This is a genomic window from Fusibacter paucivorans (assembly GCF_018390735.1).
Lineage (GTDB): Bacteria > Bacillota > Clostridia > Peptostreptococcales > Acidaminobacteraceae > Fusibacter > Fusibacter paucivorans.
The window spans coordinates 37,944-52,813 of sequence record NZ_JAHBCL010000018.1; the positions used below are offsets into that span (position 1 = coordinate 37,944).

Sequence of the window (14,870 nt, forward strand, 5' to 3'; positions counted from 1 at the left end):
CCTAAAGATTATAATCTAAAAACAGCGTTGCAATGGCGAGCAGGATAACGCCACTGACAATGGCAACATCTGCTACATTAAAAATCGGAAAGTTTATAAATTTAAATTCGAAAAAATCAACCACATAATTAAAGCGTACGCGATCAATGAAATTACCAATGGCGCCTGCCATAATCAAGCTATAAGAAAGCTGTACAATAAAGTGCTCGTGATTCTTAACCGCTCTGATAAACAGCCCAAAAATGGCCCCTAAAATAATAAAGGTAATTAGAATGAGCACCAACTGTTTGCCGCTTAATATGCTGAAAGCAGCCCCTGTATTCTCAATGTATCTCAGTCCCAGTATACCGGGTATCAATGTTCTAATCGGCTGTCCCATTAGATTGTCAATCGCCCACGCTTTCATCCATTGATCTAGGACAATCAATACGCAGGTTAATGCAAAATATAACAAGCTACCTCCTATTGCAGCGGCGAAACAAGTCTCCCCAATGCCTCTAAAAATCGTTCTCTAAACGGACGCTTTTCAAAAGATTCGAGGATGAATTCACGACAATCCTCTAAATCTCGGATAAAATCTTCTTCCAAGCGTATAATGACCTCTTCATCGTAGATAAAAGCGTTGATTTCAAAATTAATCTCCATTGAACGTATGTCAAGATTAGCCGTCCCAACCGTTGCGGACAATCGATCGACAATCATAATTTTCGAATGAATAAAACCATTATTGTATCGGTAAATTTTCACGCCGGCCTTGAGCAGCGGTTCAATATTCGCACGAGAAGCCCAATAGACAAAAAAATGATCCGGCTGAGACGGAATGATTATTCGGACGTCTACACCACTGAGCGCCGCCGTCTTAAGTCCCATCATCAAACTGTCTTCAGGTACGAGATAAGGCGTCGTAATCCAAATCTTGTCGTTGGCACTGGCAATCATTTTGTAATAGGCCTGCAAAATCGACTGCCATTCTGAGTCAGGACCAGAAGCCGCAATTTGGAGCATCGAAATGCGCTGTACATGATGCTGCGGATAATAAGTCGCCCCCGTCAGCATTTGATTGGAAACAAAGTTCCAGTCATTTAAAAAAATCGTTTGTATCGCATAAACACCTTCCCCCTTGATTTCAAGATGCGTGTCACGCCAGAATTTAAATTTATCAGACATCCCTAAATATTCATCGCCAATGTTTAACCCGCCAACAAACCCGACTTTCCCGTCAATAACGGCAATCTTACGGTGATTGCGATAATTAAGATCTCTTGAAAGCAGTGGGAATGCCACCGGAAAAAACGCGAACACTTCAACGCCGGCGCGTTTAAGGCTGTCCAAATAATACGGCGTCAGCTTCCATGATCCGACGGCATCATAAATCAGCCTGACCTTAACACCCTCGTTGGATTTGGCTATGAGCAAACGTCTAATCTCATTGCCAATTTGATCGTTTTTAATGATAAAGTACTCTATATGAATATGATGCTCGGCCCGTTCGATCGCTTCAATCAGTTGGTTGAACTTCGCAATACCGTTGGTCAGCACCTTTACTTCATTACGTATCGCAAACGGCGCATGGGCATTTTGCAACAGCAAATGCACCAGTCGTTTATTATATGGATTGGTTGCATGCGGCAATTCAATAATATCCAGCAAGCTTCTCTGAATTTCAGCTGCTTTCAACATTTGTTCCGAATCTCTTAAGTGCTTTGCTTCTGAACGATATTTTTTACGGTAGCTCCTACCGAACAAAACGTAAAGGACAAATCCCAGCAGCGGCAAAAGCGTAAGCACCAGCAACCATGCCACTGTTCTGGACGGATTGCTGTTTTCTAGGAAGATCACCAGTCCAATCCAGACAATATTGATGCGAAAAAGCGTATCCAATACCTTAGGAACCCATTCGAGCCATGGATAAAATTGGACATAATAAAGCAACGCCTCGTAGCTCACAAACACGAGCCCCGCAGCAATTAAAACCAACAGTATCAGTGCTATGGCGCGCTTAATCTGTCTTTCCACGGAACACCTCTATTATTAAAGTCTAAATTGTGCTTCGACGCGATAAATCGGCATCCCCATTTCAGAAAACTTTTGTTCATATTCCGTCATAACATTCCACGGAATGGGGTTGCTGTGCAAATCTAGCGAAATCGCACGCATCTTCATATCACAATCTGCAAATTCATTAAGTGAAAATTCAAAGAGCAGCTGATTATCTGTCTTAAGATAAATCCAGCCATCGGGTTTTAGTACCTCATGGTATTTCATCAAGAAGTCCCGATAAGTCAGCCGCCTTTTATAGTGCCTCTTTTTAGGCCACGGATCACTGAAATTCAAATAAATGCGCGTCAGCTCATCAGGTGCAAACACTTGGTCTAAAAACGCCAAATCCAGCTTAATTAACCTCAAGTTCGGTACATTTGCTTTTGCTGCTTTCTCTGCCGCCTTCAACATGACTTCTGTAATGACATCCACCATGATGAAATTAACGTCTGGATGGCGCTTAGCCATCTCAATGATAAAACTTCCCTTGCCGCCACCAAATTCCGCATAGATCGGCGCATCATTGCCAAATACTTGCTGCCATGCACCACGATGCATCATTGGCGCATCAATATAAACTGTATCAAACGCCAGTAAGGCCTCCATAGCCCCCGGCTTCTTACGAACACGCAATTTTTCACCTCTTGCTTAAAACTTCATTACTCATTATAACAAATCTTGCCCTTTTGAGCACACTTTCTATTCTCGTCGTATCAATCCGTAAAAATTCTAGGATTTTCACTCCATTTCATCAAAACATCAAGTTGTGCTTTTGGCACAATTTCCCTTTCGACGGCAATCGGCAACAGCGTCTTATAATCTGAAAGTGTTTCAAATGGGATTGCTTTTGCCGCAAAAGCATCTGTCACTGCTGCAAAATTGTAGCTGAAAATCGCCAATACACCGAGTACGACGGCACCTTCATCCGTTAGCGCATTGCAGGCGGCAATTGAACTGCCTCCTGTAGATAGCAAATCCTCAATAAGAACCACTTTTTGACCTTTTTTAAAATCACCTTCAATTTGCTTGCCCTTGCCGTGGCCTTTTGCACCGCTTCTGACATAAACCATTGGCAGATCCAGAATATCAGCAACCCATGCGGCATGGGGAATACCAGCTGTCGCCGTTCCCGCAATCACTTCTGCATCAGGGTAATTCGCTTTGATGCGATCAGCAAAACCCATTGCGATCATGTTCCGTACGGCAGGATGACTAATCGTCATTCGATTATCACAGTACACAGGCGACTTAATCCCAGATACCCATGTGAATAAATTTGTTTCATCTACAATCGATACTGCTTTAATATCCAGCAGTGCCCCTGCAATTTTTTCTGCTAGCATACATGCCTCCTACAATTGTTTTATTATACCATCAATATGCCCTCAAACATATGGAAAAGTCTTCAAGATCATACTCAGAATTATCTTCACAGTCTTGCCGACACGATCTTTTTCACACAATCATTCTCACTCATCTTTCACTGCTGTTTCCGAGTAACGATTGCCAGCATTCCAAAGCATAAATTCGTCTATGCCGTTATCTGATAGTGCCTGAATCTGCGCTTCGACTTCTGCTGCACCATAACGAATATGTCCTTTTACCCATGTTGCGGTAAAATCCTGTATCCACGGTCTAATCTGTGCCGGTGTTTCTAGATTCTCATTCCGTTTTAGAGCATCTTTAATAGAGGCATCCACCGTTGCATACGGCTGCGCATCAGGCACAGACAGTCCAAAATTATTGGTACCGTAATGACTTGGATACATCATTGGACAAATATAGTCGACAACATTGGCAATTGCTTCCCAATGCTGACCAATGCCAACATCGTTAATTGCTGTTGCAGCCCATCCGAAGACATCGGCAGACACATAGACATGCATCGGACTTAATTCGCCGTAAGCATATTTTAAATAATTTTGAATCGCCGCAACTTGTGTTGCGCCTGTTTCATTTCGAAAATCAATCCTATCCTTATTGGAGATTGCGGGAAACCGAACATAGTCAAACTGGATTTCATCAAAGCCCTTTGCCGCCGCTTCTTTTGCAACCCCTACATTATAAGCCCATAAATCTTCATTGTATGCCGATGCCCAAATAAGGCCGTCTGCATCACTGTATAATCCGCCGCCTTTATAGACAATAGCTTTATCTGTATTCGCTTTAGCATAAACTGGCGATTTGAAGGTTACAATTCGAGCGATTAGGTAAATTTCATGTGCTTTCAGTTTTTGAACAAAGGAATCAATGTCTTTTATATAAACGCTGTCATTGGCGCTAGGATTGTATTGGCCAGCCGCATCTGTATAAAATAAAAGCTTCCCGCTGTCATCTTTAACATCAATGACCATTGTATTTAAGGATGTCTGATCAATCAAATCAATCAGCTCATCAATTCTTGCTGTGGAAGCCGACGGCCCGGTTACGTATATGCCTTTTACCACTTGAGGCGGATTGTCTTCATATGAACCGCCTTTTTCAAATGCAGTGTAATCCGCATCTTCATATGGCTTTGTAATAAAGTCTGCACGCGATCTTACGAGATCTGAATATGCAACAAACCCTATTGGCTTTAACGCATCATATGAACTCTTAATTTCAACCCACTTCGGATTGCCTTCATTATCTTCAATGTAATCTGATGCATAAATCTCCGTGCGCTTTGACAGCGTCGCAATTGGCACTTCTGCGGCTGCTGTCGTTTCGCCCTCGACGGTTGGGTCGTCTCCACTTGCATCTTCCGATACAGAAGCATAGACTGCTGCATCATTTTTCGCAATGTACCACGTATTTTCTGCGATGTCTTTCTCAATTTTTTCCAGTCGTTCTGCCTCGAGCCTTTCTTTTTCAATGCGTTCCGCTTCAAGGCGCTCTGCCTCGAGGCGCTCTGCTTCAAGTCTCGCTTGTTTTTCGCTTTCGGTCTCATCATTTGATGGCATGGCAGTCACTTCATCTGCCGCCGTTTCATTTCCAGAACGCGCAAAAAGATTGTACTGGCGCCCGATAATCACAAAGGCCACCAATACAATCGCAATACCCATTATGGCGAGAAGCTTTTTAGATTGCTTCATTCAATTCTCCTATTCAGATATAATAATAATACTTTGATCCAATACAATCCAGTTGTACATGAATTCAGCATGAGAAGTTGGGTTTCGAACACATTTATGCGAAAGCGGAATCGTTCCAAGTGTATATGAATACTCAATGTGTCCCGGATCTATTGGACCACCAATGCGAATGTCTTCGTACTCAGCTTCTTTAATCAAAAGATTATTTTCATCATATTCCGCTTCACTAACCAGTTTTTGCTCTGTAACCCATTGATATGTCACAGGAAATCCGTGCAGATACGCACCACCGTTAAAGCGAATAGCAAACGGTGCATAGCCATCTAATTCTTTTGTCACATCGTCGAGATAGATAAACTGATCTTTTTTCTGAATAGCGGCATAATATCCCGGAACTGTCTTTTCTTTAAACTCCGCTTCTTTGCCGGATGTCGCATAAGACAGTGAGCGAACCACCCATTGGTCTTCAACAAGATCTAGCGTAGAGATATTTTGATTGTGCAGGTCCATAAAAACAACTTGATTGATCGCTTTGACAGAATTTGAAGTAGAAACAAACTTTTTCGGTACATAGCCTTCTGCATCAATGTCCGGAACATATACATAATACAGATCGCCGCTGTCATCCAAGATATCAAAAATTTGCCCATCCAGCAAATATCTAAAAGCACTGTCGGTACTGTTCGTCTCATACAACGGTGCTGACTGATCGCGCTTATTGCCAAAGGCATCTGTGTCACTGCCGTTATTGAGTGGTGCTCTGCCGCTGTAATTCTTATAATTATTTATTTTGCCCATTTTTCTCGCACCATCGAAAAAAGTTTCAAGGTGTTCGATTTTATCGAGCGCCACATCAAATCGAAATTGTCTAAACGATACGATTTTCGAGTAAATATAGCCTGTCTTGATTTCTTCGTTTTCATACCAGTACACGCGGTACCACTCATCGCCATCTGACTTTACGAAATACTGCCCTTTAACTTTTTCGAAGACATTCATCTTGCCGTAAAGTCCCAAGCTCTTAATAACGGGACTAGCCGTCGTCGGCTGCTGACGGATGTTGACGGCATTATTGACCGCAACAATATAATAGTAGCCAACATGGTATTTATTATACGCAATTTCATCTAAATTAATGCGTTCAGGCGGATTCAGCGAATAGGATTCCACCAATGTAAAACCTTCATTGTTCTGTTTGACGACCTCTATCGCATCGCCAGTCGTCGTACCACCTGTTTCAGATACTGCCGGTTTTTCGACACCAATTGCAGCACCTGTATCTTGAGGCATTTCAGGCACTTCTTTTGATTCTGCAAAATTCATATTGGCAATCCCAAAAATTAAGGCCATCAGTACAATTGTTTTCTTTGTGAGTTTCAGCATATACGCCCCTTTTAGTCTCTCTCTTCTGCTTATTTTAAATATGAGTTCTTTTCTATTGTACCAAAAACCTATGGCCCCTGCTTTACAGGATTGTTAATTTTTAGTTACAACCTTATTCGTTAAATCCCCGATTCCTTCAATACGGCATGTAACGATATCACCGTCTTTTAAATATTTTGGCGGATCGAAGCCCATGCCGACCCCCGACGGTGTTCCCGTTAAAATAATATCCCCCGGAATCAATGTCATCCCCTGTGAAAGTGTCGCAATCAATTTGCTGATGCTAAAAATTAAATTATCGGTATAACTGGACTGTCGCACTTCACCATTCACCAAACATTCAACCTTCAATTTGGGCGGGTAATCAAACTGATCTTTCGTCACCACGACTGGACCAAGCGGTGTAAAGGTATCCAGCGATTTTCCCTTATGCCATTGAATGTGCTGCACTTGAAGATTACGAGCACTCACGTCATTGCTGACAGTATAGCCAAATATGGCCGCTTCGGCATCAGCCTCAGTAATATTTTTAATGCGCTTGCCAATGATCACTGCCAACTCAGCCTCATAATCCACTTCATTGGTAACGGATGTCTCATAGATAATATGGTCTTCAGGCCCAATGGTTTCAAATGCCATTTTTGAGAAAAAAATGGGCTCTGTTGGAATGCCTGCCAGCGTTGCAGTTTTGCCCTGAAGTTCTCTTGCATGTTCAAGATAATTCTTACCGACGCAGATAATATTACGCTTTGGCGTCTTGACCGGTGTTTCAAACTTCACTTCCGAAAGCGGTATCGGCATCAGTTCACTGCCTTTGCGCTCAAGTTCCGGCCACATATCCTCCCAGTTTTCAACCAGTTCATATAAGCCATCCACTTGAATGCCCAAAATTTGAGATAGTGGTTTTACCCCTTCTTCGGTGACTAGGCAAAGCCCCAATGCCCTACCGGATTTCGTGCAAACTGCAAATTTCATCGTCATCCTCCTCATGTCGTCCTATATTGATACCATTATCTTATTTCGGCGGCTTTATGACAACAGTTTTTTCGCAAGAAACAGAAAAAATAGGGTACAATAGAACAAAGAGAGAACAAAGAATGAATTTCATGATTAGGATGTGAGCTCAATGACAATCACTTTTATCGGTGCAACAGGGCGCGTTACCGGCTCTATGTACTATCTGGAACATAATAATCTCAAAGGTTTAGTCGACTGCGGACAGTTTCAGGGAAATTTTGAGGAAGAAAATCTCAATTACAACACGTTGCCTTTTAATCCGGCACACCTCGATTTTATTATTTTAACACATGCACATGTGGATCACAGTGGCAGGTTACCGCTTCTCGTCAAACACGGCTTCAACGGCAAAGTCTTTTGTACTTATCCGACGATGGCGCTCACCAATGTTCTTTTACGGGATTCAGGCAAAATTCACGAAGCCGAAAACGCTTTTGACAACAAGAAACGCGAACGTGCCGGACTGCCAAAGGTACCTCCGCTGTATACAGAGGATGACGCCGTTATCGCGCTGCAATATCTCTATCCGCTTACTTATGAACATGAAATGACCATCGAAGGCGACCTTTCATTTAAATTCGTCGATGCAGGTCATTTGCTCGGCAGCGCCAGCGTTATTTTAACCTTTAAAGGTGAAGAAGGTCTAAAGAAGCTCGTTTTTTCCGGCGATCTCGGCAACGGCAGCAACCCCGTTCAAAACAAGCCTGTCACTATATCGGATGCTGATTATCTCATTGTCGAATCAACCTATGGTGATCGCAATCACGTTGGCGTCGAACAGCGCATGCAGGCGTTTGCAGATATTATTCGTACTGCCGTGCGTGAAAACGGAACCGTTATCGTACCTTCTTTTGCCGTCGGGCGCACTCAGGAACTCATTTATCAGCTCAATACCTTTATTGATAACACAGACGAAGCAACACGTCAGCTGCTGGAACACATTCCGTTTTATGTCGATTCGCCATTGGCACTTGAAGCCTTTAAAGTCTATGGCGACAATAAAGACTATATGAATGAAGGCGTTCAAAGTTATGATCGCAATCCATTCAATATGCCGAACTTACACCTCGTTGAAAGCATCGAGATGTCCATTGCACTCAATCGTGACAAGTCGCCAAAAGTAATCATCGCCGCCAGCGGCATGTGTGATGCCGGTCGAATCAAGCATCATCTCAAACACTATTTATGGCGTCAAAACACGCATGTCGTCTTTATTGGCTTTCAAGCTGAAGAAACATTGGGCAGAGCCATCCAAGAAGGTGAGAGTCCTGTCTCTATACTTGATGAAACCATTGCCGTCAAGGCAAAGCTTCATACGATTACTGGCTTTTCAGGTCATGCCGACCAGCGGCATCTCCTCGCTTGGACCAAAGCGATGCAATCGCTGGAAAGACTCTTTATTATTCATGGTGAACCCGCCGCGATGGACGTCTTTGCAGAAAAATTATCAGAGCAAATGCCGCCTGAAACCGAAATTGTCATTCCGGGTGCCGGTGAAGTGTTTCATTTACTCTAGTAACCTGATCCCAAATCACTTAGAATTATTGATGTGATTTAAATAGGGTTAAAGGCATTATTTGATGACGCAATTACCTCATTAAAAAGCCGGTGTTTCAAACGAACTGAAACATCGGCTTTTTATAAGTTTTATTCATAATGCCGTCGGCCTTGATGCCAATGCATTACATGATTTCGATTTGGCTTGTTTTGCTATTTTAAAAAACGATTTACAGACTTCCCCTTAACTGGCTTAAACTCAAATCTGTATCCAAGATAACCCAGTCTTTATTGTAATGTGCTCTCAACTGTTCCATCAATTGATTAGCATTTCTTTGCCACACTTTCCCAACTTCATCAGACAGCGCTTCACCATCAAGTGATGCAACGACAAGATGCACTTCCGTACAGTATTCAGTCTTGGATGTACACTTCATCATGTTAAATGTTAATCGCAGCCCCTCATCCGGCAATACCCACTCAACACGTTCGTTTGGCACCTCTAAATCAATCGACATCTTAAACTCGATTTCGCCGATGCGTACGATCGCTTCTGATTTGCCCGCCCATGCTGTCATTCTAGAATCTTTTGTAAGGCCTCTAAATGCTTCATAGACATCACAAAACAGTCTCGTACTCACGCGTAAAAAATTCATTTAATCCTCCTGTAGACTTTGCCTTGTTATTTCCATACCCATCCGATGGATAATATCAACACGTTGCTACAAAATAATACCGTATTCTCCTTTGAAAATCCATAGCTATTCTATTACAATTCCATTTCATTCACAATAAGTGAACCCCTCTGACAATGCCATCCGACAGAAGGGTTCTCATATAAATTTTATTCAATTGATATTTTCAGTCCTGCCCGTCCGTTAAACCGGGAACAGCCCTGGAAGAAAATATAATCCCAATGTTACGACAATAAACCAGAATATTAATAGAAAGAACATTAATCCCCAGACATCTTTCAGCTTCATCTCTACGATTGCCAAAGCCGGCATTGCCCAAAGCGGATTAAAGAGATTTGTCATTTCATCACCATTCAGGAATGCATTCAGAACATATGGTATATGTGCACCTAGCGTTTGAGCAGCCTCTGTCAAAATCGGCCCCTGAATAATCCATTGACCACCCTGCGAAGGAATAAAAATATTTACCAGTGCCGCTGACCAGAATGAAAAAACATAAAATGTATCTGCCGAAGAAATGTTGACTAGCCACATTGCTATTGCACTCGCTAAACCCGAGGACTGCATCATGCCCATGATCCCGCCATAAAATGGGAATTGAAGCAAAATTTCTGCAGAAGCACTTGCACTTTGTTTCATTGCCAGATAATAGCGGCGCGGTGTATTATAGAGAAACATATTCAAAACCATGAAGATGAATATAATACCGTTAAAGTTCAAAGACCCCAGAACGCCCTTAGTCATCACAGAATGAATAATTGCTGCAACACCGAATATACCAAACAACAACATAATCAATTTGCTTTTATTCATGCTGTTTGCCAATGAGCGTTCCTCATCGTCTGCCTCGTCTTCGACATCCTCGCCCTGAACCTTTTCCAAATATTTTGCATCAAGCTCAACGATTTCATCCTTCGGCGGCCGCGTGAAAATGACGACGCTGCATAAGACGATTGTCGTAATGGCAAAGAGAAGCAAATTCATTGGATTAAACGCCGTTAAATTCTGAGGGATGACACCAATGGCATCCTCGAGGAAATGCCCCGGTGTTGCCACCAGCGCATAAGCACTGATACTTGGTGTGATTACCTGAGATTGAACCATGACCATATATCCGCCGACGATCATCATTGGAAAATGCAGTCCCTTAACCTTGCTAGCCAGATAGGTTGCCAGAATGGCGGTAAGGATTGTGCCAAATGCCCAATTGATAAAGCTGGCGATATAAATCGTAACTAGAAAAATGACCATTGCCGATAACGGTGATTTTGGAATTTCAGATATTCTGATGAGCAGTTTCTTAACCTGCGTTGATTTCGCCGAGGCGCTGCATACGACAACCATGAGGATAACTTGAAATGCGAAGCTGTTCATGGACCATATACCATCACGCCAGCCAGAGATAACCAGTGAAAAATTAAAATTTGATACAATAAGACTCCCCAACATACATACAAATGTCAAGAGAATGCAAAATACAAATGTGTCCGGAATGATTTTTTCTGCCGCAAAATTAAATTTCTTTGAAATACGCCATAACATTATAACCCCTCCCAATCATATCTCATTTTTACAGTGCGCTTTATTTGGCACTTTTTTATCATTAATGCGATTGAACAGTGAGAAGCTTTGTACCCTTTTCCATGGCGCTTCTCACTGTCTTAACTGCATTAAGGTTCTTTAATAACGCTTTCTATGCTATTTGAGCGGTAATCCAATCAATTTTCTGTAATCATTCGGACTTGCGACTTCTCTCCCCAGCAGTGCACATAACTGTTTATAATCCAAGAATGTCTTAGCATTGTTCTCGATCTTATCATCCTTGTGCGGCCACTTCCACACCGTATCTTCCATCCCCACTCTAATATGACATCCCATCAACACGGCAAGCGTTGCCAAATAACTTGATGCACGTCCGGATGCACACACCATAATGACTGCATCCTTGTCAATTTCCTTGATGCGGTTGTGTAAGTGCATAAAAGTTTCCACCATGCCGCTTTTTGTTGGCATTGGGCTACCACCCGGCAAGTCTGCTAAGATGAGCCAATGCGATGGCTGTCCCGTTGCACCGGTTTCAACCAGCCCTGTTTTAAACAGCCAGCGATCCGCATTGTCAATGTCACCATCCGAATAAACTGCGATTTGTGGAATAATGCCATGCTCCTGAACAAGGCGCGCTTTTTGAATGATAATATGCGGTGCTTTCGTCAGCAGCATATCTCCGCAGTAAGTTGCCGTCGTATTAATTGGTGTTACGTCGATGAGCTTCGAATCGAGCATTTCCAGCATACGCTCCCAGTCGCCTTCATATCTTGGCACAAGGCAGCAGTCAAACATGACATCTGGAAATTCTTTTTTTAATGAACCGATGACCTGATTAAATAGTTTTGGATCTAAACGGTTATAGCCATCTTCATTTCTTACGTGAATGTGAATAATTGGCGCCCCAGCCAAAATCGCTTCTCTCGCCGAATTATAAATTTCATCTGGTGTTATTGGCTGGTTCGGATTGCCGTTCTTGCTGTAAAATGAACCAACAACTGCAGTTGAAATAACAACCTTGTCCGAGATGTCCCATTTTGGCTGTACAATCACGTCATCCGTCGCTACAGCTGTGTGCACCGGATCTGTCACTTCAGGCAATCCATAGAAAAAAGTCTTTGAGAGCATGCCGTGCTCTTTTGAGAGCTGCTCAATAACATCCCACCTAATTTTATTCGTTTGCAATTTCATACACTCCTTTCATATTGAGAAAAATAAACTGCATGTGTTTTTTGCACTTCTTATTCTCTTTTGATTAAACATCGCATCCATAAAACTTTTAAATTATACTTAATATTTAAGTGATAATTAAATGTTAAATCATCTTTCCGCAAATGTCAATGCAAATTTAGTTCAAAAATCACCTTTCGCAGCATTTTTCTTTATCCGCAAAAAACACAAAAGCCGACACTGCACTCAGGGTTGTTAGCGCAGCATCGACTTTTGCTCATTGCTAGGGGTAATCTATGTTCTACATGTGGTTGTGGACAAAAATATAATTAATATAAAGGTTTGCAGGACAAATACCCGCCATCGACATAGAGCGTGATGCCCGTGACAAAATTTGAAGCATCTGTTGCCAAAAACACCGCGGCGCCTATCAGTTCATGCGGCGCCATCATCCTGCCGAAGGGAACCCCTTTCCGAATGCCTTCATATATTGCTGTTTCTCTATTTTCCATCATCGGCGTGTGGACCCATGATGGTGCAATTGCATTGACATTAATGCCATATTCGGATAGTTCCCCGGCAAAGCTTCGCGTCAATTGATGCACAGCCGCTTTGCTGATCGAATAGGGCATTGTGCAAGTGGTATGATTAAGGACGCCGCCAATAGACCCGATATTGATTATTTTTCCATATCGCTGAGCAATCATCACTTTGCCTATGCTTTGGTTCAAAAATACAGATCCCTTTAAATTGATATCCAAAATTCTATCAATTGCCTTTTCATTAAAATCAACTGCGCTGTCCGTTGCACTCACGCCCACGGCATTTACCAGCACGTCGATTTTCCCAAATTGCTGCAAAACTGTTTCGACGACCTTTACAACATTTTCCTTCAGTGTCACATCAATCGTATAGGTATGGGCGTTACCACCCTCCGCTTGGATATTTGCGCATATCTGCATCGCTTCATGCGCATTGATATCGGCGATGATGACCTCGGCGCCTTTTTGAGCAAACGCCTTTGCTATCGTCGCACCAATACCACCTGCGCCAACGATAAAGCAGGTTCTTCCATGTAAGTCGAAAAGCTTGTCTGCGTTGCCATAGGGAATGATCTGTTTCAATTTAATCCACCCCTTTCACGTTATTGATTGGCTAGCTTCTGAAAATGTTCGATTTATGCCAATGCCTTGAGGTACTTACATGGCGAATATCTGTAGCAATTGCATACATCAGTAATGATGAACCATAACAATCTAACCCCTCCTATTCAATTATCTGTTCATAACACGCCAGCCCTTTTATTCTATTTGTTCCGCCTGTGTCAATGATGAGCAACACCTTATACTGCCCTCACAATATAGTGTTTTTTTAACTTCCTGCAATGGTTCTGCCACCATCGACATCCAGATGAACGCCCGTAATATAATTGGCCAAATCCGAACATAAAAACAGTACGCCCCCAACGATGTCTTCTGGATTTGCAATTCTTTTTAGCGGACTTTTTTGAGCAATGCTTTCAACCGTCTTTTCGTCAAAAAAGGCGATGAGATCTGTTGCTACAAAAAATGGATTTACCGCATTCACGTGAATATTATATTTCGCCCACTCTGCCGCAAGCGCCTTTGTCATTTGCAGTGTAGATGCTTTGCTGACACCGTATGCAACCGCTTCAGGTACGCCAAAATGTGCTGCGGTTGATGACATAAATATAATTCTGCCCCTGCCTGCCGGAATCATAAAATGTTTGGCAATTTTAGTCGACATAAAAAAATGTGATCTGACATTAATTGCCGATGTCCTATCCCAGTTTTCATAACTGTATTCAACAGAGGGACCTGTGCGGTAGATGCCTGCATTATTAATGAGAATATCCACACGTCCATACTGATGTTTAATATCACTCAACATTTTATCAACGCTGGCATCATTGGTAATATCGCAGCAAAATAGTTCAGCGCACCCTCCCACATCATCAGCCGTGTTGACAATCTCCACCATTCGACGCTCATTTTGCTCCAAATCAACCAACAGCACTGTGGCACCTAGTGAAGCGAAACCGATCGAAATGCTCTTGCCAATGCCTTGCGCAGCACCTGTGACCAATACAATCTTGTTGTGAAAATCAAGTCCATACTTCATTGCATTGCCTCCTTTTCTATTGAGAACATTTAAAAATTTTGATACAATCAAAATCCGCGTATACTTAAATATATTGTATTACTTAATATTTAAGTATTGGTTAAATATTAACTCTATTTATTTTCTTTGTCAACCCCTTTTGATTCGTCAAATAGGCATATCATTAAAAAATTCAATGAAATCAGGCAAGTAATTTTCCATTTTTTTGCGTTTGCCAATAACGATTATGGTATAATTGATTTAAAATTTAAATATATTTGAATGGTTTAGAATTTTTCGAAACATTTTAGGATTTTTCACATGATTA

The 14,870-nt window shown here is 42.1% G+C and carries 13 protein-coding genes; 1 reads left to right on the forward strand and 12 read right to left on the reverse strand.

Going from position 1 to position 14,870, the window contains the following annotated elements:
- Position 1: 1 nt before the first annotated feature.
- From lspA to KHM83_RS11310, 7 genes are all read right to left on the reverse strand, one after another.
- Positions 2-454, reverse strand: coding sequence for a signal peptidase II (lspA, locus tag KHM83_RS11280; RefSeq protein ID WP_213237122.1), 453 nt, complete (start codon positions 452-454; stop codon positions 2-4).
- 8 nt (positions 455-462) lie between these two features.
- Positions 463-2,016, reverse strand: a complete 1,554-nt coding sequence (gene cls / locus KHM83_RS11285) for a cardiolipin synthase (RefSeq protein ID WP_213237123.1) — start codon at positions 2,014-2,016, stop codon at positions 463-465.
- 15 nt (positions 2,017-2,031) lie between these two features.
- Entirely contained in the window at positions 2,032-2,673 is a 642-nt protein-coding gene (gene trmB / locus KHM83_RS11290; protein WP_213237124.1) for a tRNA (guanosine(46)-N7)-methyltransferase TrmB, read from the reverse strand.
- Positions 2,674-2,753: 80 nt separating this feature from the next.
- A complete protein-coding gene (pyrE, locus tag KHM83_RS11295; protein WP_213237125.1) occupies positions 2,754-3,383 on the reverse strand; it encodes an orotate phosphoribosyltransferase in 630 nt (209 codons plus the stop codon).
- 126 nt (positions 3,384-3,509) lie between these two features.
- Positions 3,510-5,114 (reverse strand): putative glycoside hydrolase, encoded by a 1,605-nt coding sequence (locus KHM83_RS11300; RefSeq protein WP_213237126.1) that lies wholly within the window; start codon positions 5,112-5,114, stop codon positions 3,510-3,512.
- 9 nt (positions 5,115-5,123) lie between these two features.
- Positions 5,124-6,497, reverse strand: coding sequence for an SH3 domain-containing protein (locus KHM83_RS11305; RefSeq protein WP_213237127.1), 1,374 nt, complete (start codon positions 6,495-6,497; stop codon positions 5,124-5,126).
- A 93-nt stretch (positions 6,498-6,590) separates the two neighbouring features.
- Positions 6,591-7,472 (reverse strand): fumarylacetoacetate hydrolase family protein, encoded by an 882-nt coding sequence (locus KHM83_RS11310; protein WP_213237128.1) that lies wholly within the window; start codon positions 7,470-7,472, stop codon positions 6,591-6,593.
- A gap of 151 nt (positions 7,473-7,623) precedes the next feature.
- Between KHM83_RS11310 and KHM83_RS11315 the strand changes: the two genes are divergently transcribed.
- Positions 7,624-9,030 carry an MBL fold metallo-hydrolase RNA specificity domain-containing protein gene (locus KHM83_RS11315; RefSeq protein ID WP_213237129.1) on the forward strand — a complete coding sequence of 469 codons (1,407 nt, stop codon included), beginning with the start codon at positions 7,624-7,626 and terminating at the stop codon, positions 9,028-9,030.
- A 211-nt stretch (positions 9,031-9,241) separates the two neighbouring features.
- Here the strand turns inward: KHM83_RS11315 and KHM83_RS11320 are convergent, their stop codons facing one another.
- The 5 genes from KHM83_RS11320 to KHM83_RS11340 form a co-directional block, all read right to left on the reverse strand.
- Positions 9,242-9,667, reverse strand: coding sequence for a hypothetical protein (locus KHM83_RS11320; protein ID WP_213237130.1), 426 nt, complete (start codon positions 9,665-9,667; stop codon positions 9,242-9,244).
- A gap of 222 nt (positions 9,668-9,889) precedes the next feature.
- The gene (locus tag KHM83_RS11325) at positions 9,890-11,248 is read right to left on the reverse strand and encodes a short-chain fatty acid transporter (protein WP_213237131.1); all 1,359 of its coding nucleotides are present in this window, start codon (positions 11,246-11,248) and stop codon (positions 9,890-9,892) included.
- Between the two features lie 156 nt (positions 11,249-11,404).
- Entirely contained in the window at positions 11,405-12,436 is a 1,032-nt protein-coding gene (locus KHM83_RS11330) for a beta-keto acid cleavage family enzyme (RefSeq protein ID WP_213237132.1), read from the reverse strand.
- 314 nt (positions 12,437-12,750) lie between these two features.
- Complete coding sequence (locus KHM83_RS11335) at positions 12,751-13,545, reverse strand: SDR family NAD(P)-dependent oxidoreductase (protein ID WP_213237133.1); 795 nt, start codon at positions 13,543-13,545, stop codon at positions 12,751-12,753.
- A gap of 247 nt (positions 13,546-13,792) precedes the next feature.
- Positions 13,793-14,563 carry an SDR family NAD(P)-dependent oxidoreductase gene (locus KHM83_RS11340; protein ID WP_213237134.1) on the reverse strand — a complete coding sequence of 257 codons (771 nt, stop codon included), beginning with the start codon at positions 14,561-14,563 and terminating at the stop codon, positions 13,793-13,795.
- Positions 14,564-14,870: the final 307 nt, after the last annotated feature.

What these genes read in the sequence shown, in the direction of transcription:
- KHM83_RS11300 (WP_213237126.1), bottom strand. Translation starts at nt 5,114, where the DNA reads ATGAAGCAATCTAAAAAGCTTCTCGCCATAATGGGTATTGCGATTGTA.
- KHM83_RS11340 (WP_213237134.1), bottom strand. Translation starts at nt 14,563, where the DNA reads ATGAAGTATGGACTTGATTTTCACAACAAGATTGTATTGGTCACAGGT.
- KHM83_RS11315 (WP_213237129.1), top strand. Translation starts at nt 7,624, where the DNA reads ATGACAATCACTTTTATCGGTGCAACAGGGCGCGTTACCGGCTCTATG.
- KHM83_RS11325 (WP_213237131.1), bottom strand. Translation starts at nt 11,248, where the DNA reads ATGTTATGGCGTATTTCAAAGAAATTTAATTTTGCGGCAGAAAAAATC.
- KHM83_RS11310 (WP_213237128.1), bottom strand. Translation starts at nt 7,472, where the DNA reads ATGAAATTTGCAGTTTGCACGAAATCCGGTAGGGCATTGGGGCTTTGC.
- KHM83_RS11320 (WP_213237130.1), bottom strand. Translation starts at nt 9,667, where the DNA reads ATGAATTTTTTACGCGTGAGTACGAGACTGTTTTGTGATGTCTATGAA.
- KHM83_RS11305 (WP_213237127.1), bottom strand. Translation starts at nt 6,497, where the DNA reads ATGCTGAAACTCACAAAGAAAACAATTGTACTGATGGCCTTAATTTTT.
- pyrE (WP_213237125.1), bottom strand. Translation starts at nt 3,383, where the DNA reads ATGCTAGCAGAAAAAATTGCAGGGGCACTGCTGGATATTAAAGCAGTA.